The 21330-nt window shown below is 33.7% G+C and carries 21 protein-coding genes; 20 read left to right on the top strand and 1 reads right to left on the bottom strand.

From position 1 onward, the window contains the following. The first annotated feature begins 1 nt into the window (after position 1). From yfmH to VQL36_RS11800, 20 genes are all read left to right on the top strand, one after another. Complete coding sequence (gene yfmH / locus VQL36_RS11895; protein ID WP_349249520.1) at positions 2–1291, top strand: EF-P 5-aminopentanol modification-associated protein YfmH; 1290 nt, start codon at positions 2–4, stop codon at positions 1289–1291. Next, a complete protein-coding gene (gene ymfI, locus VQL36_RS11890) occupies positions 1288–2034 on the top strand; it encodes an elongation factor P 5-aminopentanone reductase (RefSeq protein WP_349249519.1) in 747 nt (248 codons plus the stop codon). Before yfmH ends, ymfI begins: the two co-directional genes overlap by 4 nt. A gap of 71 nt (positions 2035–2105) precedes the next feature. Next, on the top strand, positions 2106–2360 hold the full coding sequence (locus tag VQL36_RS11885; RefSeq protein WP_349249518.1) for a DUF3243 domain-containing protein: 255 nt from the start codon (positions 2106–2108) through the stop codon (positions 2358–2360). Between the two features lie 144 nt (positions 2361–2504). Continuing rightward, entirely contained in the window at positions 2505–3272 is a 768-nt protein-coding gene (locus VQL36_RS11880; RefSeq protein WP_349249517.1) for a DUF3388 domain-containing protein, read from the top strand. Positions 3273–3298: 26 nt separating this feature from the next. Beyond that, positions 3299–4228 (top strand): helix-turn-helix domain-containing protein, encoded by a 930-nt coding sequence (locus VQL36_RS11875; protein WP_349249516.1) that lies wholly within the window; start codon positions 3299–3301, stop codon positions 4226–4228. A 102-nt stretch (positions 4229–4330) separates the two neighbouring features. Then, on the top strand, positions 4331–4822 hold the full coding sequence (locus tag VQL36_RS11870) for a YajQ family cyclic di-GMP-binding protein (protein ID WP_349249515.1): 492 nt from the start codon (positions 4331–4333) through the stop codon (positions 4820–4822). 86 nt (positions 4823–4908) lie between these two features. Next, positions 4909–6237 (top strand): 30S ribosomal protein S12 methylthiotransferase RimO, encoded by a 1329-nt coding sequence (gene rimO, locus VQL36_RS11865; protein ID WP_349249514.1) that lies wholly within the window; start codon positions 4909–4911, stop codon positions 6235–6237. After that, the gene (gene pgsA, locus VQL36_RS11860; protein WP_349249513.1) at positions 6234–6821 is read left to right on the top strand and encodes a CDP-diacylglycerol--glycerol-3-phosphate 3-phosphatidyltransferase; all 588 of its coding nucleotides are present in this window, start codon (positions 6234–6236) and stop codon (positions 6819–6821) included. The genes rimO and pgsA overlap by 4 nt, the downstream gene beginning before the upstream one ends. Positions 6822–6866: 45 nt before the next feature. Continuing rightward, entirely contained in the window at positions 6867–8117 is a 1251-nt protein-coding gene (locus VQL36_RS11855) for a competence/damage-inducible protein A (RefSeq protein ID WP_349249512.1), read from the top strand. Positions 8118–8555: 438 nt separating this feature from the next. After that, the gene (recA, locus tag VQL36_RS11850; RefSeq protein ID WP_349249511.1) at positions 8556–9599 is read left to right on the top strand and encodes a recombinase RecA; all 1044 of its coding nucleotides are present in this window, start codon (positions 8556–8558) and stop codon (positions 9597–9599) included. A gap of 288 nt (positions 9600–9887) precedes the next feature. Beyond that, positions 9888–10544, top strand: coding sequence for a regulatory protein RecX (locus tag VQL36_RS11845; protein ID WP_349249510.1), 657 nt, complete (start codon positions 9888–9890; stop codon positions 10542–10544). A 212-nt stretch (positions 10545–10756) separates the two neighbouring features. Beyond that, a complete protein-coding gene (gene rny / locus VQL36_RS11840; protein WP_349249509.1) occupies positions 10757–12298 on the top strand; it encodes a ribonuclease Y in 1542 nt (513 codons plus the stop codon). Positions 12299–12461: 163 nt separating this feature from the next. After that, complete coding sequence (locus tag VQL36_RS11835) at positions 12462–13256, top strand: TIGR00282 family metallophosphoesterase (RefSeq protein WP_349251176.1); 795 nt, start codon at positions 12462–12464, stop codon at positions 13254–13256. A 117-nt stretch (positions 13257–13373) separates the two neighbouring features. Then, positions 13374–13634, top strand: coding sequence for a stage V sporulation protein S (locus VQL36_RS11830; RefSeq protein WP_160643369.1), 261 nt, complete (start codon positions 13374–13376; stop codon positions 13632–13634). A gap of 114 nt (positions 13635–13748) precedes the next feature. After that, a complete protein-coding gene (locus tag VQL36_RS11825; protein ID WP_349249508.1) occupies positions 13749–14681 on the top strand; it encodes a dipeptidase in 933 nt (310 codons plus the stop codon). Positions 14682–14902: 221 nt separating this feature from the next. Continuing rightward, positions 14903–16636: a 2-oxoacid:acceptor oxidoreductase subunit alpha gene (locus VQL36_RS11820; protein ID WP_349249507.1), complete on the top strand. Its 1734-nt coding sequence runs from the start codon at positions 14903–14905 to the stop codon at positions 16634–16636. Continuing rightward, positions 16637–17503 (top strand): 2-oxoacid:ferredoxin oxidoreductase subunit beta, encoded by an 867-nt coding sequence (locus VQL36_RS11815; RefSeq protein ID WP_349249506.1) that lies wholly within the window; start codon positions 16637–16639, stop codon positions 17501–17503. Between the two features lie 179 nt (positions 17504–17682). Further along, positions 17683–18252, top strand: a complete 570-nt coding sequence (locus tag VQL36_RS11810; RefSeq protein ID WP_349249505.1) for a phosphate propanoyltransferase — start codon at positions 17683–17685, stop codon at positions 18250–18252. 145 nt (positions 18253–18397) lie between these two features. Next, positions 18398–19864 carry a tRNA (N6-isopentenyl adenosine(37)-C2)-methylthiotransferase MiaB gene (gene miaB / locus VQL36_RS11805; protein WP_349249504.1) on the top strand — a complete coding sequence of 489 codons (1467 nt, stop codon included), beginning with the start codon at positions 18398–18400 and terminating at the stop codon, positions 19862–19864. A 51-nt stretch (positions 19865–19915) separates the two neighbouring features. Further along, positions 19916–20368 carry a RicAFT regulatory complex protein RicA family protein gene (locus VQL36_RS11800; RefSeq protein WP_413789508.1) on the top strand — a complete coding sequence of 151 codons (453 nt, stop codon included), beginning with the start codon at positions 19916–19918 and terminating at the stop codon, positions 20366–20368. Positions 20369–20476: 108 nt separating this feature from the next. Here the strand turns inward: VQL36_RS11800 and VQL36_RS11795 are convergent, their stop codons facing one another. Beyond that, positions 20477–21271 (bottom strand): VanW family protein, encoded by a 795-nt coding sequence (locus VQL36_RS11795; RefSeq protein WP_349251174.1) that lies wholly within the window; start codon positions 21269–21271, stop codon positions 20477–20479. Between the last annotated feature and the right edge of the window lie 59 nt (positions 21272–21330).

The following is a 21330-nucleotide window of genomic DNA, read 5'->3' as shown; positions in this document are numbered from 1 at the left end:
AATGAAAACTATTCCTTACGAAAAATTAAATGAAAAGATTTTTTATGAGAAGCTTGATAATGGATTAAAAGTTTTTATTTTACCAAAGCCCGGATTTAAAAAAACATTTGCTACTTTTTCAACAAATTATGGTTCAATAGATAATCATTTCCAAGTTGAAGGGAAGGAAAAGGTAAAGGTTCCTGATGGAATTGCGCATTTTTTAGAGCATAAAATGTTTGAGGAGCCAACTGGTGATATTTTTTCTCAATTTTCCTCACAAGGTGCATCAGCAAATGCATTTACAAGCTTTGATCGTACGGTATATTTATTTTCCGCAACGGAGCAGATTGAAAAAAATATTCAAACATTAATTAATTTCGTTCAAAACCCTTACTTTACAGATGAAAGTGTAGAAAAAGAAAAGGGGATTATAGGACAGGAAATTAATATGTATAAGGATAATCCAGACTGGCGTTGTTATTTTGGTTTAATTGACGCGATGTACCATACACACCCTGTGCATATTGATATTGCTGGTACAATTGATTCAATTTCTAAAATTACAAAAGAACAGCTATTTGAGTGTTATTATACCTTCTACCATCCAAGTAATATGAATTTATTTATCGTCGGTGGTGTTGACCCAGAACAAATCATGAAGCTTATTAAAGAAAATCAAGCGAATAAGAATTATGAAAAGCAAGGTGATATTAAACGTTATTTTGAAAACGAATCAAGTTCAGTAAAAGAAGTTAAGAAAATTACAGTTTTGCCTGTATCTTTGCCAAAGTGTTTGTTTGGTTTTAAAGAATCACAATTAGAAAATGAACCAAATGGATTATTACAAAGAGAATGTGAAATGAAAGTATTACTGGATATATTATTTGGATCTAGTTCTGAAATTTATCAAACATTATATGATGAAAAATTAATAACTGATCAATTTTCACATGAATATAATGGACAATATACTTATGCTTTCTCCATTATGGGCGGAGAAACAAGAGATCCAGAAATGTTGCTTTCAAGAGTAAAAGAGGAAATTGAGAAAGTTATCGAAAAAGGCATCGAACCAGCTGCGTTTGAAAGAAGTTGTAAGAAAAAGATAGGTACATTTTTACGGCTGTTAAATTCTCCTGAATCCATTGCAACTGAATTTACAAGATACGAATTTAAAAACATTGATTTGTTTGATATTTTAACTACTTATGAAAATATGAAGATTGAGCATGTTAATAATAGGCTAAATAACCATTTTAATTGGGATAAAATGTCAGTTTCAATCGTTAAAGGTGAGGAGAATGGATGAAATCATTATCTGAGATGACAGTGCTTATTACTGGAGGAAGTAGGGGGATTGGAGCTGCAATCGCTAAACGTTTCTCGGAGGTAGGAATTAATATTGTAATCCATTATTTGAATTCACATGAGTCGGCGAATGAAATTGCTCGAACTTGTATTTCAAATGGGTCTAAAGCTATTACGGTTTCTGCTGATCTACGATCAAAACAACAGATTGAACGTATGAAAGAGAAATTGGATTATCATGATATGCAGCCTGATATTTTAGTGAATAATGCAGGTGTATCGCACTATGGTTTATTAACTGATGTGGATGAAAATGACTGGGATGACGTCATTAATGTGAATTTAAAAGGAATGTTTTTATGTACAAAAACATTTTTACCTTATATGATCAACCAAAAACATGGGAGAATTATTAACATATCGTCTATATGGGGGATTAGTGGAGCTTCTTGTGAAGTATTGTATTCAACTACGAAAGGTGGAATGAACGCATTTACGAAGTCTCTTGCTAAGGAACTTGCTCCGTCCAATATTACTGTGAATGCGGTTGCTCCTGGTGCGGTTGATACAAATATGCTTGATAAATTAAATGAAGAGGATAAACATAATTTACAAAGTGAAATTCCTGCTGGAAGATTCGCCCATCCGGATGAAATAGCATCTTTGGTTTACTTTTTAGCTTTGCCAGAATCAAGTTACATCACTGGGCAAATCATTAGTCCAAATGGTGGGTGGTTAACCTAACCGCATATTTCTCCTTACCTTTGCAAATATTATTACTGTTGATTCAAATTCAACAAGGAGGAGGGATGAATATGGCAACTGTATTAGAAACATTTGATAAATGGAAACATTTCCTTGCAGAGAGAGTCGATCAGGCTAAAAAAGCAGGTATGAGTGAAGATACCATATCTAAACTCGCTTTTCAAATTGGTGAATTTCTTGATGACAAAGTGGATCCCAAAAATTCAGAAGAAAGATTATTGAAGGAATTATGGGATGTAGGTAATGATGAAGAAAGAAAAACAATGGCAAAGTTGATGGTGAAATTAGTAGAAAACAAAACATAAATTCTTATCCCCCATTCAGGGGGATTTTTTAATGGAAAAGCAACCTTTTTTTTGATAAACTAATGGAAGGAGATAAATCACCAAACGAATTCTAAATGCTCATCTTTTGTTCACAGTCTTAATCGATAGGTAGGTGTATTTATTTTGGAATATAAAAAATGGTATATGGAATATAAAATACATAAAAACAGACCAGGTTTATTAGGTGATATCGCTTCAATTATGGGGATGTTGAATTTTAACATATTAACCATTAATGGAGTTGAGGACAGTAATCGTGGAATGTTGTTGGAAACTAACGATGACAACAAAATTGTTGCATTAAGGAATTTGATGGAGAATGTAGGTAATATCACATTAACTGCATTACGTCCGCCTAAACTGGTCGATATCCTAGCTGTTAGACATGGCCGCTTCATTGAACGTGATGATTCTGATGACCTTAAGACTTTTCGTTTTACTCGTGATGAATTAGGATTATTGGTTGATTTTTTAGGAGAGATCTTTAAAAGAGATGGCAATCAAATCATTGGATTAAGAGGAATGCCAAGAATTGGGAAAACGGAATCCATTATTGCTGGTAGTGTATGTTCAAAAAAAAGATGGATATTTTTATCTTCAACATTATTGAGGCAAACGGTCCGTAGCCAATTACTCGAAGATGAATTGAATCCTGAAAACATTTTTATTATAGATGGGATTGTCAGTACAATACGATCTAATGAAATGCATTATCATTTATTGCAGGAAGTGATGAGAATGCCATCAACAAAAGTAATTGAACACCCGGATGTTTTTGTGAGGGAATCGCAGTTTGATTATGATGATTTTAATTTTATTATTGAATTAAGAAATCATCCTGATGAAGAAATTATAATTGAACATTTTACGAATCCTTTAAGTGACTTTTAAAATTATTATCCATAGGGGAGTGAAACATGTCTGAACTCGGTGATCTACTTAAAAAAGCTAGACTTGATAAAAATATATCTTTAGATGAGCTTCAAGAATTAACAAAAATACAGAAAAGATATTTAATTGCAATTGAAACAGGAGACTTCAATGCACTCCCTGGTCATTTTTATGTAAAAGCTTTTATTAAAAGTTATGCAGATTCGGTTGGAGTAGATCGAGATCATGTCATGAAACTGTATCAGAATGATGTACCAGTTATTTCTGCTCCAGAAACTAAAGTAAGAAATATTCGCAGGAAAAAAAGAAGTTTTATGAGTACAGAAAAATTAACGAAATGGGCTGCTGCTTTTTTAGTTATTTGTTTTATAGCCTTAATTTTTGCTTTAATATATTATTTTTTAGTAAGTGGAGAAAAAGATCAAAATTTACTTGACGATCCACGCCTAACGGAAAAAAATGAAGCAGAAGTGCTTACTGAATCTGAAGAGGAAGATGACTCTACTACTGAAGTAGAAGAAGTTGAACCCGAACCTGCTCCAATACCTGAACTTCCGCCTGAGCCAGAAGTGACCTTAGTTACTTCTGAAGGCGGTACAAATACATATGTCGTTTCAAATGTGGATAATCTTCAAGTGGAAGTTGAAATTCTAAATAGAGTATGGCTACAGATCAAAGAGGATAATATTGAAGGAAAAGTCATTTATCAAAAATTATTTGAAACAAATCAAATTGGTGAAACATATTCATTAGATTATGAAGGATCATTGTGGATTCGTTTAGGTAATGCTAATAGTGCAGCGATTACTGTGAATGGAGAAATAGTGGAACAGGATATTGGAAATGTATGGGATTTTCAAATTAATCTCAAGAAGTCTGATCCAAGTCAAGCAGAGGATACAGAAAATTTAGAGAATTCAGATGGTACTTCTAGTGAAGAAAGCGCTAACGAATAGAGTATTAATCAATATACTAATAAGGTAAACTTGATACGGTTTGCCTTTTTTTGTATTTAACTGTTATAATTTGATGTGAAATAATGGAAAGGGGGAAGTGTTATGGCTTCCGAATATTCATTTGATATTGTGTCTAAGGTGGATTTTCAAGAACTAAGCAATGCTATTCATCAAGCAGAGAGAGAAATTGAAACTCGATTTGATTTTAAAGGTAGTAAAAGTGAAATTTCATTAGATGGTGAAGAGGTAACCATTATTTCTGATGATGACTATAAATTGCAGAGTGTGTTAGATATTTTAAAAACAAAGATGGTGAAAAGAAACGTCTCTATTAAAAATTTGGAATTCGATAAAATAGAACCTGCTGCATCAAGCACTGTGAGACAGAAAATTAAGGTTAAACAAGGGATAGACCAAGAAAATAATAAAAAAATTCGCAAATTGATTCAAGATGAAAAATTAAAAGTAAAAACGCAAGTACAAGGTGAGCAAATTCGTGTGACAGGAAAGAATAAAGATGATTTACAAAAAGTGATCAAATTGTTGAATGAAGCTGATTTGGCACTAGAATTACAATTTATAAACATGAGATAACAAGGGTTAATTTGTTTTGACAGCCTAATATGCATGTATTATACTTGTTAAGAATAAAATGCACTTATATTTGGAGGCGCTACTGAATGAGCGAAAAAGTCAACTTAGTGACTCTTGGCTGTGAAAAAAATTTAGTGGATTCGGAAATCATGTCTGGTTTAATTCACAAGCGAGGATATTCCATTACAGATGATAAAAATGACGCAACTGTCATTATAGTGAATACATGTGGTTTTATAGATGCGGCAAAAGAAGAATCAGTTAATACCATACTAGATCTTGCTGATCTAAAAAACACCGCAAATCTTAAAGCATTAATTGTGTCTGGTTGTTTAACACAAAGGTATAAAGAGCAATTAATGATGGAAATGCCTGAAATTGATGGCATTGTAGGCACAGGTGATTTTGATAAAATCAATCAAATCATTGACGAGGCTCTTAAAGGAAAAAAACCTGCAATTGTAGGTAACCCTATCTTTAATTATGAATCAGCCTTACCCCGTAAAGTAACGACGCCTAGATACACAGCATATGTGAAAATTGCAGAGGGTTGTGATAACGCATGCACTTTTTGCAGTATTCCCATTATGAGAGGTAAATTTAGAAGCCGGAGCATTGAATCTATTATTGCTGAAGTAGAACAATTAGCACTACAAGGAGTAAAAGAAATTAGTTTAATTGCCCAGGATTCAACAAATTATGGAACTGATTTATATGATCAATTTAAGTTGCCTGAATTATTAAATGAAGTAAGTAGGGTAAAAGGAATCGAGTGGGTTCGGTTACACTATGCTTATCCAGGTTTCTTTACAGATGAATTGATTGAAACCATCGCTAATAATCCTAAAATTTGCAAGTATATAGATATGCCTTTACAACATAGTGAAGATCAAATCTTAAAAAGAATGAGAAGACCAGGGAGACAGACAGATACTAGAGCATTAATTGAAAAAATACGCAATAGAATTCCAGAAATTTCCTTGAGAACTTCTATTATTGTAGGCTTTCCTGGTGAAACGGAAGAAGATTTTGGAAAATTATGTGATTTTGTGAAAGAAATTAAATTTGATCGATTAGGCGTATTTACTTACTCACAAGAAGAGGACACGCCTGCATCTAGACTACCCAATCAAATTCCGGATGATGTGAAGGAACGAAGATCTAACATTTTGATGGAAATCCAAAGGGTAGTTGCAAAGGAACAAAATAATAAACATATTGGTAAGGTATTAGATGTATTGATAGAACGTTATGATGGACGAAATGATGTGTTTATTGGTCGTTCACAGTATGACGCACCAGAAATAGATGGAGAAGTGTTTGTTTCAAACATAAAAGCAAACATCGGTGAATTGCACCCAGTTCGTATCACTCACTCTATTGAATATGACTTAACAGGGGAGGGGAATCTATGAACTTAGCCAATCGCATAACTTTGGCCAGGATTTTTTTGGTACCAATCATTATGTTTTTTTTATTGGTTAATTTAGATTTTCCACCTTTAGAATTTGCTCAATTTGAAATTACATATAGTCAAATTATTGCAACATTAATTTTTATCATTGCTGCCAGCACGGATGGGTTAGATGGATATATTGCTCGAAAAAGGAAGATTGTTACAAATTTAGGAAAATTACTTGATCCTCTAGCTGATAAGTTATTAGTTGCAGCTGTGTTAATTTCACTAGTAGATATGGGGAAATTGGAAGCCTGGATTGCCATCGTTATCATTAGTCGTGAGTTTGCTGTAACAGGACTAAGGCAAGTTGCATTATTAGATGGAAAAGTTGTGGCTGCAAGTAAATGGGGTAAATGGAAAACTGCATCTCAGATTACGGCTATAATTGCACTGTTGCTCAATAATTTTCCTTTTACATTTATCGGATTTCCATTTGATCTTGTTGCAAGTTGGATCGCTGTCATTATTACAGTATATTCAGGAATTGATTATTTTCTTAAAAATAAATCAGTCATACATTTATCAACAAATAAACAATAGGTAAGTTATACTACCTGTTGTTTTTTATTTTAGGAGGGGATGTCATTGAAAGCTGAAATTATAGCAGTAGGTACAGAAATTTTATTAGGACAAATTGTGAATACCAATGCTCAATATTTATCTGAAAAATTAGCTCAAATTGGCATGAATGTTTATTTTCAAACTGTTGTCGGAGATAATAAAGAGAGGATCGCTGAAGCATTAAAAATAGCAGATAATCGTGCTGATTTTATTATATGTTGTGGAGGTTTGGGACCTACTCAAGATGATTTAACGAAAGATATTTTTGCAGAATTTGTAGGGAGATCAATTGAAGTTCATGAGCCTTCATTGAAAAAAATGAGAGAATTGTTTAAAAAACGTGGAATTAATATGACCGAAAATAATATTAAACAAGCCTATATTGTTTCTGGTTGTGAACCTTTGCAAAATGATACAGGACTTGCTGTCGGAGTTGCTCTAACTCAAAATAAACATCATTACATATTGTTGCCTGGCCCTCCTAAAGAGTTGAAACCTATGTTTGATCGATATGCTGTTCCATGGCTGCAATCTATTATTGGGGATCAGCAACCGCTGCATTCAAAGTTTTTAAAATTTGCAGGAATTGGTGAATCAATACTCGAGGACCGTTTAAAGGATTTGATGGAGCAACAAATCGATCCTTCCATTGCTCCTTATGCTAAAGAAGGAGAAGTAATGATTCGACTTACAACAAAAGCTGAAACTCAAAAGAAAGCATTTGAAAAAATGAAATCTGTAGAGAATGAAATTATCAAAAGAGCAGGTAAATATCTTTATGCATCAGAAAATATCACTTTTGAAGAAGCATTAATAAAAATGATGAGTTCTAAGAACCTTACACTATCTGTTGCTGAGAGCTGTACAGGTGGAAAGGTTAGTGAACTGATTACAAGTGTTGGAGGTAGTTCTTCAGTTTATCGAGGTGGTGTTGTTTGTTACAGTAATCAAATGAAACACGAGTTTCTTCATATTCCTATGGAGGTGTTGGAAGGAAAAGATGCTCCAGGTGCAGTTAGTACACAAACAGCGGAGATGTTAGCTGAAAATTTGAATCATCAAACAAATACAGATTGGTCTATTTCGGTAACTGGTGTTGCTGGACCTTCAGAATCTGAAGGGAAACCTGTCGGATTAGTATATATAGGGATTAAACAAAAGGGGTCTCCAATAAAGGTGAAATCAGTACAATTGCCAGGAAATCGTGAAATGGTTCAACTAAGAGCAGCAAAATATGCTTTATATCAATTATGGAAAGAAATAAGGGAAATATAATCAGTTGATATTTCCCAGGCAAGCGCACGAATTGAGGTTTTAGTATTAATTTCGACATCAAATTCTATTAATTCACTTGTGTCTTACTATTTTTTCATATATAATAACGATATCGGAAGCACCGTAACGAAGACATTTCTTTGTTACGGTTTTTTTAAAATAATCGAATCGAATATATGTTCGAAAAAATGCTTGGCAAGAACACGAAAACAAGGTATTATATGAATATCAAAGTAAGTGTTCAAAAAGTTCGGTTTTCAGCACCAAGAAGATTGTGCGAATATGCAGAAGCTGGAGCTGAGTGTAATTGTTACATGAGCACCGGACTTCAAATGTGAGTGCAATATTCGATGTCGTATTTGCATACTTGCTCCACTTCGTGATCAAAAGAGGGCTTTTTGAACATATCTATAAAGATGAAAAAAGGAAGTGAGTTCTTTGACAGATCGTCGCGCTGCTTTAGATATGGCTTTACGTCAAATAGAAAAACAATTTGGAAAAGGTTCCGTAATGAAATTAGGAGAATCTACTAGTACTCAGGTAGAAACGATTTCAAGTGGAGCTCTTGCTTTAGACATTGCTTTGGGAATTGGTGGCTTCCCTAGAGGAAGAATTATAGAGGTATTTGGACCTGAGTCTTCTGGTAAAACGACAGTAGCTCTTCATGCTATTGCTGAAGCACAAAAATCTGGTGGACAAGCAGCATTTATTGATGCAGAACATGCTCTTGACCCTGTATATGCTAAGAAGCTAGGAGTAAACATCGATGAGTTACTTTTGTCACAACCTGATACAGGAGAACAAGCACTGGAAATTGCAGAAGCATTGGTTCGTAGTGGTGCTATTGATATTATCGTTGTTGATTCTGTTGCTGCGTTAGTTCCTAAAGCAGAAATTGAAGGTGAGATGGGTGATTCTCATGTAGGTCTTCAAGCCCGTTTAATGTCACAGGCATTGAGAAAACTATCTGGAGCAATCAGCAAATCTAAAACGATAGCTATTTTCATTAATCAGCTGCGTGAAAAAGTAGGTGTGATGTTTGGAAATCCAGAAACAACTCCAGGTGGTAGAGCACTGAAGTTTTATTCTTCTGTCAGACTTGACGTGAGACGCATTGAAACCCTTAAACAAGGAAATGATATGGTTGGGAATAGGACGCGTGTCAAAGTAGTGAAAAACAAAGTAGCGCCCCCATTTAAACAGGCTGAGCTTGATATTATGTATGGCGAAGGAATTTCTCGTGAAGGAAGCATCATAGATATTGGTACAGAATTAGATATTATCAATAAAAGTGGAGCATGGTATTCTTATGAGGGCGAGAGATTAGGCCAAGGAAGAGAGAATGCAAAACAATTTTTAAAGGACAGTGTAGAGCTCGCAGAGGAAATAGAAGCAAAGATTAGAATAGATAAAGATCTTATCCCAGATGAGAATGAAGATGAAAAAGCAGAAAATAAAGCCCCATTAGCTACAAATGAGTAAATATAATTTAACTGGTCATTGCACCTAAAAAATATGCAAGTAATAGCCACCATAATAGAGACCTGAACGCAAATATCAATCTACTAAAAATAGCCATGGGATAGTTAGTATATTTAAGGGTAGGGACTACCCTTATTGCTTGGTACATATAGATAGCTACTAAAAAGTATCTACTTCCCAAGAAGCACCCACTTCAAACACTAAAGGTGTTAAGTGGTGTGTAGTTCACCGAAGCACCTTCATTGAAGGTGCTTTATCTACATATATCATTATAGGAGAGAGGTTTTGATGAGCACTAAGTCTGAAAAAGATTTGATTACTTTAGTTGAAAAGCAAAAAAATAATCGAAATCGATACAATATATATGTGAATGATCGATATGTGCTTTCTGTTCATGAAGACATACTTGTCAAACATCGTTTGCTTAAAGGGGAAGAAATAAATGAAACAAAGATAAAGCAGGTTGTAGAAGATGAAGAGAAGCAGATCATACAGCGTCAAGCAATTCGTATTATTTCACGTAGAGGTAAGTCAAGATTTGAGCTTAAACAAAAATTAAGTGAAAAAGGTTATGAAGAAACCTTGATTGATCATACTCTAGATCATTTAGAAAAGAGAAAATTCATTGATGATTATAGTTATGCACTCAACTTAGCAAATTATCGAATGAAACATCAAAAAAAAGGATTGAAATGGATTGAACAAGAATTGTCTCAAAAAGGTATCAAAAAAGTGATAATCACACAAGTGATACAGGAATTAGATAAAGAATTGGAATTTGAAGTGGCGTATCAATTAGCGAAAAAAAGATGGGATAATCAGAGTGGGGATTATACCAAAAAAAAATCTAAAATCAGTTCTTTTTTAATGAGAAGAGGATTTGAATATTCTTTAATTCGCAATATTTTAGAAAAAATTGAGAAAGAGGAAACGAATGAATGGTAGATTTATATTCTAAATCATTTCCTTACTTGACAACCTTATTTTATTAAAGATAAAATATTCATGTATATTCACCTATTTTTTTCGCCAATTTTTATCAACTTTCTGCCAAGTATGAAAAAAGAATGATTAAATGAAAATGTAAATCGGATTAAAAAAACCATATTATCCCAGGCTAACCCTTGGAGTTTTATCAACGAGGAGGTGAATGAATCATGGATCCCATTTGGATTATCGTTCTCGTTGTTGGTGTTGGTTTAATATGCTTCGGGATTGGTTATTTTATCCGCAAATCTCTTGCAGAAGCTAAGATCACTAGTGCTGAACATGCAGCTGAGCAGATAATGTTAAATGCTAAGAAAGATGCTGAAGCACTTAAAAAGGAAAATATATTAGAAGCTAAAGATGAAGCGCACAAAATCCGAATCGAAGCTGAAAAAGACATTCGTGACCGTCGAAATGAAGTCCAACGACTAGAAAGACGATTGTTGCAAAAAGAGGAATCGCTGGATAAAAAAATAGAATCTTTTGAGCGTAAAGAAGAAAAAATTGCCAACAAGGAGAAGCAAATTGATGATAAACAGTCACAAATTCAACTAATCCATGACAAGCAAGTTTCTGAATTAGAGCGAATTTCAAATCTTACGTTGAGTGAGGCCAAAGATATAATACTAAATCGTGTTGAACAGGAAACTAGGCATGAAACAGCACAGCTCGTTAAAGAAATTGAGCAAAGGGCGAAAGAAGAAGCGGATAAGAAAGCGAAAGATATCATTTCACTTGCTATCCAAAGATGTGCTGCTGACCATGTTGCTGAAACGACAGTTTCAGTTGTTTCACTTCCAAATGAAGAAATGAAAGGTAGAATCATTGGACGAGAGGGCCGTAATATAAGAGCTTTAGAAACATTAACTGGAATTGATTTAATTATCGATGATACTCCTGAAGCAGTTATATTGTCGGGATTTGACCCAATCAGAAGAGAGATTGCCAGAACTTCACTAGAAAAATTAGTGGCTGATGGAAGAATTCATCCGGCTCGTATTGAAGAAATGGTCGATAAATCACGCAAAGAAGTGGATGAGCGTATTCGTGAATACGGTGAACAAGCTACTTTTGAAGCTGGTGTTCATGGTTTGCATCCTGATCTAATTAAGATTTTAGGACGTTTAAAATTCCGTTCTAGTTATGGACAAAATGTATTAAGACATTCATTAGAGGTTGCTTATTTAGCGGGTCTAATGGCCGGTGAATTAGGCGAAGATATCACTTTGGCAAAACGTGCTGGACTTTTACATGATATTGGAAAAGCTTTAGACCATGAAGTAGAAGGGTCTCATGTTGAAATTGGTGTAGAACTTGCGAAAAAATATAAAGAACATCCTGTGGTTATTAACAGTATCGCTTCACACCATGGTGATTGTGAAGCAACTTCAGTAATTTCTATGCTAGTTGGAGCTGCAGATGCGCTTTCAGCAGCAAGACCTGGAGCAAGAAGAGAAACCTTAGAAACATATATCAAACGCTTAGAGAAGTTAGAAGAGATTTCTGAATCATTTGAGGGTGTTGAAAAGTCCTATGCAATACAAGCAGGTAGAGAAATAAGAGTCATGGTTCATCCTGAACAAGTTGACGATACTGAAGCTTATCGACTTGCACGTACGATAACGTCTCAAATTGAAGATGAATTAGAATATCCTGGTCACATTAAAGTGACTGTTATTCGTGAAACTAGAGCGGTTGAATACGCAAAATAAGATTTATAAAAGTGGCTTACATAAGCCACTTTTATATTATCCAAAAAATGAGTTTGAACACTGAAAACATGATATGAAAAAGAATAGACTTAACATGTTCAAAAGACTGCCAATTGGGTGGTTTTTGTTTTGTTAATTACATAGATAAAGGGAGGAAAATAAAATTAAAGTATTATTTATAGGAGATATTGTTGGTTCTGTTGGACGAAAAGCATTGGAAGATGTTTTACCCTATGTAAAACAAAAGTATCAACCTGACATCATTATAGCCAATGGTGAAAACGCTGCTGGAGGAAGAGGGATTACTCGTAAGATTGCTAACCATTTTTATGATTTAGGTGTTCACGGTATTACAATGGGGAACCATACTTGGGATAACAAAGAGATTTTTGATTTTATCGATGAGGAGGAAAGAATTGTGCGTCCTGCAAACTTTCCTTCAGGAACTCCTGGAAGAGGGTTTACCATCATAAAAAATAAAACAAAAGAACTTGTCATAGTTAATTTACAAGGCAGAACGTTCCTTCCGCCATTGGACTGTCCATTTGAAAAAGCAGATGAGATTCTTAATCAATTAAATAAAAAACAAAAAAATATATTAGTTGATTTTCATGCTGAAGCAACTTCTGAAAAAATAGCGATGGGATGGCACTTAGACGGAAGGGCATCTGTCGTTCTTGGAACGCATACTCATGTACAAACGAACGATAATCAAATTTTACCGCAGGGCACTGCTTATGTAACTGATATCGGGATGGTTGGATCAAAAGAAGGTGTATTAGGTATGGAACGATCGTCAGTCTTACGAAAGTTTAAAACTCAGTTGCCAGTTAGATTTACGCCTGATGAAGGTAAATGGCAGTTTCATGGATGTATCATACAAATAGATGATTCAACTGGTCTTGCAAAAAAAATGGATCTCATTAGAATTGCAGAAGATCAAGTGATTTTCGATTGATAATTTAGAGAGAATTAAATCTCTTTTCATGAAAAGAAGGAATTTTTTTAATTTTCACGAATATTATTACTAATGCAAAGTATAGCCAAGGCAAACATTCTCAAGGAGGTACTGTCCATGGAAGTATTAAAAGTTTCCGCTAAATCCAATCCAAACTCCGTAGCAGGCGCACTGGCTGGTGTATTACGTGAGCGTGGAAGTGCTGAGCTTCAAGCTATTGGTGCAGGTGCACTAAATCAAGCGATAAAAGCTGTAGCCATTGCAAGAGGATTTGTGGCACCTAGTGGGGTTGACTTGATTTGTATTCCTGCCTTTACAGATATATTAATTGATGGGGAAGATCGGACAGCAATTAAATTAATTGTGGAGCCTAGATAATCCTTTACATTATGGAGTACCTGTTTACATAGTAGACAGGTTTTTTTATGCTTAAAAACATTTCATGGATTGATTATATAACTTTAATATTGTTAATAAGAGAGGGGAATATAAATGAAGGTAATCGATGCACACTGTGATGTGTTGATGAAAATGTATGAAAATGAGTACATTCAATTTGATGATCATCTTTATCTCGATGTAACAAATTCAAGATTAATTAAAAGCAATACTTTAATGCAATGTTTTGCTATTTATATTTCTGAAAGTATTCAAAATCCAAATATAGATCATATTTTGAAATATATTCATATTTTTCACGAAAAAGTTTTGAAGTATGATCATATTATACATGTGAAAAATAAGTCTGACCTATCCTCTGCTTTATCTGAAAATAAAATAGGAGCAATGATCACATTAGAGGGTGTGGATGCACTGGCAGGCAATCTAACTTATTTAAGAATTTTATATGAGTTAGGTGTACGTTGTATTGGAATCACATGGAATTATGGAAATTGGGCGGCTGATGGAGTGTTAGAACCTAGAAATGCTGGATTTACACTAAAAGGGAAGCAGCTTATCGAACAATGTAATAATTTAGGTATTATTTTAGATGTTTCTCATTTATGTGAAAACTCATTTTGGGATTTTATTCAAATCAATCAAAAACCTTTTATAGCCTCTCATTCAAATGTTTTTGATATTTGCAAACATGTTCGAAATTTAAAAAAGGATCAGATCTTAGAAATCATAAAAAATAAAGGTAGAATCGGGTTATCTTTTGTCCCTTACTTTGTCAATACTAGTGAGGATGTATATATAAATGATTTATTAAAGCACATAGAATATATTTGTGAGTTAGGTGGGCAACATCATGTAGGATTTGGTTCTGATTTTGATGGAATTGATTTGTGGATGAATGATTTGAGTCATACAGGAGATTATATTACATTAAAGGAAACTTTATTAAAACATTATTCTGAAGATATTGTAGAGGGTTTTTTATATAAAAACTGGTTCGACTTTTTTGCAAATAATTTACCATAAATTTGAAGACAATAACTATTAATGGTAAAAATAGATTCTTTTATCGATTGATCTATTATTAGTATGGATATGATCTAAAATAACTATGTGTAATCTTTGTCAAAATCTATTGCTTTTTGTTTCTCGAAATCATAACATATCTATGTGAAACTAATTTGTGAAGTTTTTTTGAAAATTATATAAAAATTATAATGGATGAATCGTTAAAGGAGTTGCATTAAGTGATTAGTCAATTGTCATGGAAGATTGGTGGTCAACAAGGGGAAGGTCTGGAAAGTACAGATCGAATATTTTCTACAGCATTAAATCGTCTTGGATATTACTTATATGGGTATCGTCATTTTTCTTCCCGTATTAAAGGTGGACATACTAACAATAAAATTAGAATTAGTAAACAACCTATTCGTTCTATTTCTGATGATTTAGATATTTTAGTAGCATTTGATCAAGAAACTATAGATTTAAATTCTCATGAACTTCGTGATGGTGGAGTCATTGTTGCAGATGCAAAATTTTCACCAAAAGTTCCTGAAGGTATAAAAGCTAGGTTGTTTGCAGTACCATTTACAGGGATTGCAGAAGAACTTGGTACATCCCTAATGAAAAATATGGTGGCAACTGGTGCATCTGCAGCATTGCTTGATTTACCTATTGATGTAATTAAAGAAGTAATTAAAGAAGAATTTAACCGTAAGGGAACAGCTATTGTAGATAAAAATATTGAAGCGGTTTCTAGAGGTGCTGGGTTTATTACTGATGAAACTGGTGGTCCATTACCAGAATTGCAAATTGAACCAGCCGATGGACAAAGGCGTTTATTTATGATCGGTAATGATGCCATTGGATTAGGGGCTTTGGTTGCAGGTTGTAGATTTATGCCAGCTTATCCAATAACACCTGCTTCAGAAGTTATGGAATATTTAACAAAAAGATTACCTAAATACAATGGTACTGTCATTCAAACTGAAGATGAAATTGCAGCAATTACGATGGCCATTGGTGCAAACTATGGCGGTGTACGTGCTTTAACAGCATCTGCAGGACCAGGGCTTTCATTAATGATGGAAGGAATCGGTTTAGCAGGAATGACTGAAACACCTGTTGTTATTGTTGATACACAACGCGGTGGTCCAAGTACTGGATTACCTACAAAACAAGAACAAAGTGATTTAAATGCAGTTATTTATGGTACGCATGGTGAGATACCTAAAATTGTACTTGCTCCAAGCACGATTGAAGAATGTTTCTATGATACAGTAGAGGCTTTTAATTTAGCAGAAATTTATCAATGTCCTGTAATTATTGTAACGGACCTACAATTATCACTCGGTAAACAAACTGCAGAGAACTTAGATTTTGAAAACATAGAAATTAACCGTGGGAAAATTGTAAGTGAAATTGAGCCTCGTGAAGACGGAAAATTATTTAAGCGTTATGAAATTACTGAAGATGGAATTTCACCACGTGCAATTCCAGGAACCCAAAATGGAATATATCATGTGACAGGTGTTGAACATGATGAAGAAGGACGTCCTTCTGAAGCGGCTGATAATCGTCAAAAAATGATGGATAAGCGTTTGAGAAAAATGGAAAACATTCAAGTGACTAATCCAATATTAGTCGATGCTCCACATGAAACTCCGGATTTGTTAATTATTGGTATGGGATCAACTGGAGGTACTATTGACGAAGCAAGATCCAGATTGGATAAGGACGGGATATCATCAAATCATGTTACTGTCCGTTTAATGCATCCTTTCCCAACAGAAGAAATAAAACCATATATTGAAAAAGCTAAAAAAGTCGTAGTAGTTGAAAATAATGCGACGGGTCAACTAGCTTCTTTAATTAAACTAAATGTTGGATATGCTGAAAAAATTGAGAACCATCTTAAGTATGATGGTAATCCGTTTTTACCTTCTGATATTCATGAAACTTGTAAGGAGTTGAAATAGATGGCTACATTTAAGGAATTTAGAAATAAAATCAAACCTAACTGGTGTCCTGGGTGTGGAGATTTTTCCGTACAAGCTGCAATTCAAAGAGCGGCAGCTAATACAGGATTAGAACCTGATGATTTAGCAGTTGTATCAGGTATAGGTTGTTCTGGAAGAATATCTGGTTATATAAATGCAAATGGCCTTCATGGAATTCATGGACGTTCTCTTCCAATTGCACAAGGGTTAAAAATGGCTAATCGAGAACTAACTGTCATTGCTGCTGGTGGAGATGGAGATGGTCTTGCAATTGGTACTGGACATACTGTTCATGCTATTCGTAGAAATATGAACATCACATATATAATTATGGATAATCAAATTTATGGTCTTACGAAAGGTCAAACTTCACCTCGTAGTGCTTTTGGTTTTAAAACTAAAAGTACTCCAGAAGGATCTAAAGAAGCTGCTTTACCACCTTTAGAGTTAGCTCTTTCATCTGGTGCAACTTTCGTAGCTCAATCCTTTTCAAGTAATCTAAAAGAAATGACAAACATTATTGAAGAGGGAATTAAACATGATGGTTTTTCTTTCATTAATGTATTTAGTCCTTGTGTAACATTTAATAAAATTAACACATATGACTGGTTTAAAGAAAATATCGTAAGTGTTGAAGATATTGAAAATTATGACTCTTCCGATAGAATCATGGCTATGTCTAAATTGATGGAAAACAATGGTATGTTAACGGGTGTTATCTATCAAGATAAAACGAGAACAAGTTATGAAAATCATGTACCAGGTTTTAAAGAAGAAGCTTTAAACAAGCAGGATTTAAACTTATCAGAAGAAGAATTTGACCAATTAGTGGCTGAATTTAGATAATTGTTTGAACTTATGTGAAGCATATGGTGTAATCCATATGCTTTTTTGTATAATTAAAAATTGACGGTATTTTTTCATAGCATTGAATTGTTATATGAATTGATATCAGAAAAGCAGATTTTATTTTTGGATATAATATTAATATAAATTATCTTAGAAATAGGAAGGAAGAAACCATTATGAAACAAGTCCCAGTTGGTGTATCCGCACGTCATATCCATTTATCTCAGGAACATATCGCAATTTTATTTGGGAAAGAAAATGGACTGTCTGTAAAGAAAGATTTATCACAACCGGGTCAATTTGCAGCAAATGAAACAGTCAGAATAGAAGGACCCAAGAAATCTCTTGATAAAGTTCGTATTTTAGGACCTGCAAGAAAAGAAAGTCAATTAGAAATATCTAAAACAGATTCTTTTTATTTAGGCGTACAACCTCCAGTGCGTGAGTCTGGTGATATTATCGGAACTCCTGGTATAAAAGTTGTTGGACCGGCAGGAGAAGTCGAACTTGATAAAGGAGTCATCATTGCCGCACGTCATATTCATTTTCATACAAGTGATGCTGAAAAATGGGGAATTCAAAACAAACAATTGTTAAAAGTAAGAGTAAATGGAGAACGTCCATTAATATTTGAAGATGTTATTGCTAGAGTAGCTGATAATTACGCACTAGATATGCACATTGATACGGATGAAGCAAATGCAGCTGGAATAAATACATGTGAGACTGCTGAAATTATTGATTAATGAACTGAATTTAGAGCAGTTGATCTGACAACTACCCTTCTGTTATTGCATTTGAAGCTATCCAATAAGCGAGTATTCTTTAAAAAAGTTACTGCAGATGTTATAATAAAAAGGATGTTTATTTTTAGTGAAAGGGTGTTGTACCATGTCAGTTAAATCCGATAAGGATTTTTCTATATATTTTAATCCACCCTCTTTAAGCGATGCTAAAAAAAGAGGAAAAGAAGATGTAAAGGTTCATTATAATTTCTCTATTCCTGAGGAAATGACAGGTTTTGGTATAGGGAAAAAATATTTAATTCGAACTTATGGTTGTCAAATGAATGAGCATGATTCAGAAACAATGAAGGGCATGTTAGAGCAAATAGGTTATGAAGCCACAGATGAGGCTGATGAAGCTGATATTATTCTTCTTAATACGTGTGCTATTCGTGAAAATGCAGAGGAAAAGGTTTTTGGACAGTTAGGTAGTCTGAAACATCTTAAGAAGGAAAACCCTTCTCTTATTTTAGGGGTCTGTGGATGTATGTCACAGGAAGAAAACGTAATCAACAGAATTTTACAAAAACATAATTTTGTAGATTTAATATTTGGAACACACAATATTCATCGTTTACCTCATTTAATAAAAGATTGTTATTTCAATAAAGAGATGGTTGTTGAAGTTTGGTCTAAAGAAGGAGATATCATAGAAAACCTTCCTAAAAAGAGGGAAGGTATGAGAGCTTGGGTTAATATAATGTACGGCTGTGATAAGTTTTGCACGTATTGTATCGTTCCCTATACAAGAGGAAAAGAGAGAAGTCGAAGACCAGAAGATGTCATAGCAGAAGTACGAGATCTAGCACGCCAAGGATTTAAAGAAATTACGTTGTTAGGTCAAAATGTAAATGCGTATGGGAAGGATTTTGAAGATATAAATTATCGTTTTGGTGATCTAATGGACGATATTCATAAAATAGATATTCCAAGAGTTAGATTCACAACTTCTCACCCTAGAGATTTTGATGATCATTTGATAGAAGTATTGGCTAAAAAGGGTAATTTAGTAGAACATATTCATTTACCTGTTCAATCTGGAAATACAGAAATGTTGAAAATCATGAGTCGCAAATATTCTCGTGAACATTATATGGAGCTCGTTTCTAAAATTAGAAAAGCAATTCCTGATGTTGTTTTAACTTCAGATTTTATTGTTGGATTCCCAGGAGAAACTGAGGAGCAATTTGAAGATACAGTTTCTTTAGTAAAAGAAGTTGAGTATGATTTTGCGTATACCTATATCTATTCAGCTAGAGAAGGAACCCCAGCCGCTAAAATGAAAGACGATGTACCTGAAGAAGTGAAAAAACAACGACTGCAGCGACTAAATGAAGCAGTAGCAGAGTCAAGTTATAAACAAAATGCGAAATTACAGGGACAAACAGTTGAAGTTCTTGTAGAAGGTATAAGTAAAAACAATGCAAAAGTTCTAAGTGGTAGAACTCGTACAAATAAATTGGTCCACTTCGAGGGTACGGAGGACTTAATTGGGGAATTCGTTCATGTTAAAATTAATAAAACAACGACTTGGTTTGTCAGTGGGGACATTGTAGTTCAGGAAGTTGTATAATTTGGTTACACCACAATAAAGTTAATATTATATGGTAGGAGTGTGAATACTTTGTCAGAGGCGAAACAACGTGTTAATGAACATGGCATGCCAGAATATACCATTACTGAATTGGTTGTAAGAGATGATATTTTAAAAAAAGCGAAGGAATTAGCTAGCTTAATCTCCACAACAGACGAAGTAAAAATGTATAAAGAAGCAGAGAAAAAAATAAATAGCAGTGAAAAAATACAAGGTATGATCAGTGATATTAAGAAAAAGCAAAAGGAAGTTGTTGCTTTTGAGTCTTTTGATAATCCTGAAATGGTTAAAAAGATAGAAAGCGAGCAAGCAGATCTACAAGACGAGTTAGATCATTTACCGATTGTAAAACAGTTTCAACAAACACAGAGTGATATCAACTATTTGCTTCAATTAGTTGTATCTGTAGTTAGAGATACCGTCTCAGAAAAAATTAATCTTGATTCAGAGGTTGCACCACCGCCTTCAAATTGTAGTGAATAATTAAAAAAGCATTATATCCTTGATAAATAGGGGGTATAATGCTTTTTTTATATGTAAATTTCTTCACTTTTTATGGTATAGATGTATGAAACTATCTGAAATTTAATATTATTTTAATAAAGGTTGATACATCATAATTGCATGATTCTCAGTTAAATATTGATCATCAATATATTCGTTATACAAATTAAATACTTTACGATGAATTATATTGTGTCGAACGTAATCTCCCCAATATTCTTGTGTAATTGAATGATCTTTTTCGTATACTTTATATTTATGAATAGGAGATTTAGTTGTCCTCCATTCTCCAAATAAATGATCATTTTCTATATTAAGATAAAGTTGAAAGGGTTGGTCAGTAGGATTATAAATTTGCAAGTCTAGATAATTATAAGAACAAGTAGCCCCACTTCCAAAAGGTTGTGTTCTATTTGAATCAGGGAATACGTCATAACTGTGTCGATGACGTTCTGTTACAACTAATGGAGTATGAAGTGTAATCCAGTATATTAAATTAGAGAGCTGACACAAACCACCACCTGTACCTATTTTGAACTTTCCGTAGTGTAAAACCATACCTTTCACATAACCTTTTTGTTTCGTTATTTTTCCGATTAGTTTCCAATAAGAGAACGTTTCACCTGATTTAATAACAATTTTATTCAGCTTTTTTAATGCTATTTTTAAATTTATAACCTTATTATGTTGCAGCCACATATCAACATCTTTAAGTTCTCTTAATGTGGGTGTTTTGTGACTGAAAACTGAATATGGTAAGAGAGTATGATGATAATAACGAGCAAATTTTTTTCTTCTTTTATACCATTCAAAATATCTTCTAAATGTATAAAATTTTGAACCAAACCATATACGAATAGAAGAACGAAGTTTAGGTCTCATATGTATGAGTGGTTTTGTTTCCAAAGATGTCACCTCATTTGATGAATTAAACAATATTA

Source organism: Chengkuizengella sp. SCS-71B (assembly GCF_040100845.1).
Taxonomy (GTDB): Bacteria; Bacillota; Bacilli; order Paenibacillales; family KCTC-33759; genus Chengkuizengella.
Note: the sequence above shows the minus strand (reverse complement) of the source record. Positions and strands in the feature narration are given on the sequence as shown.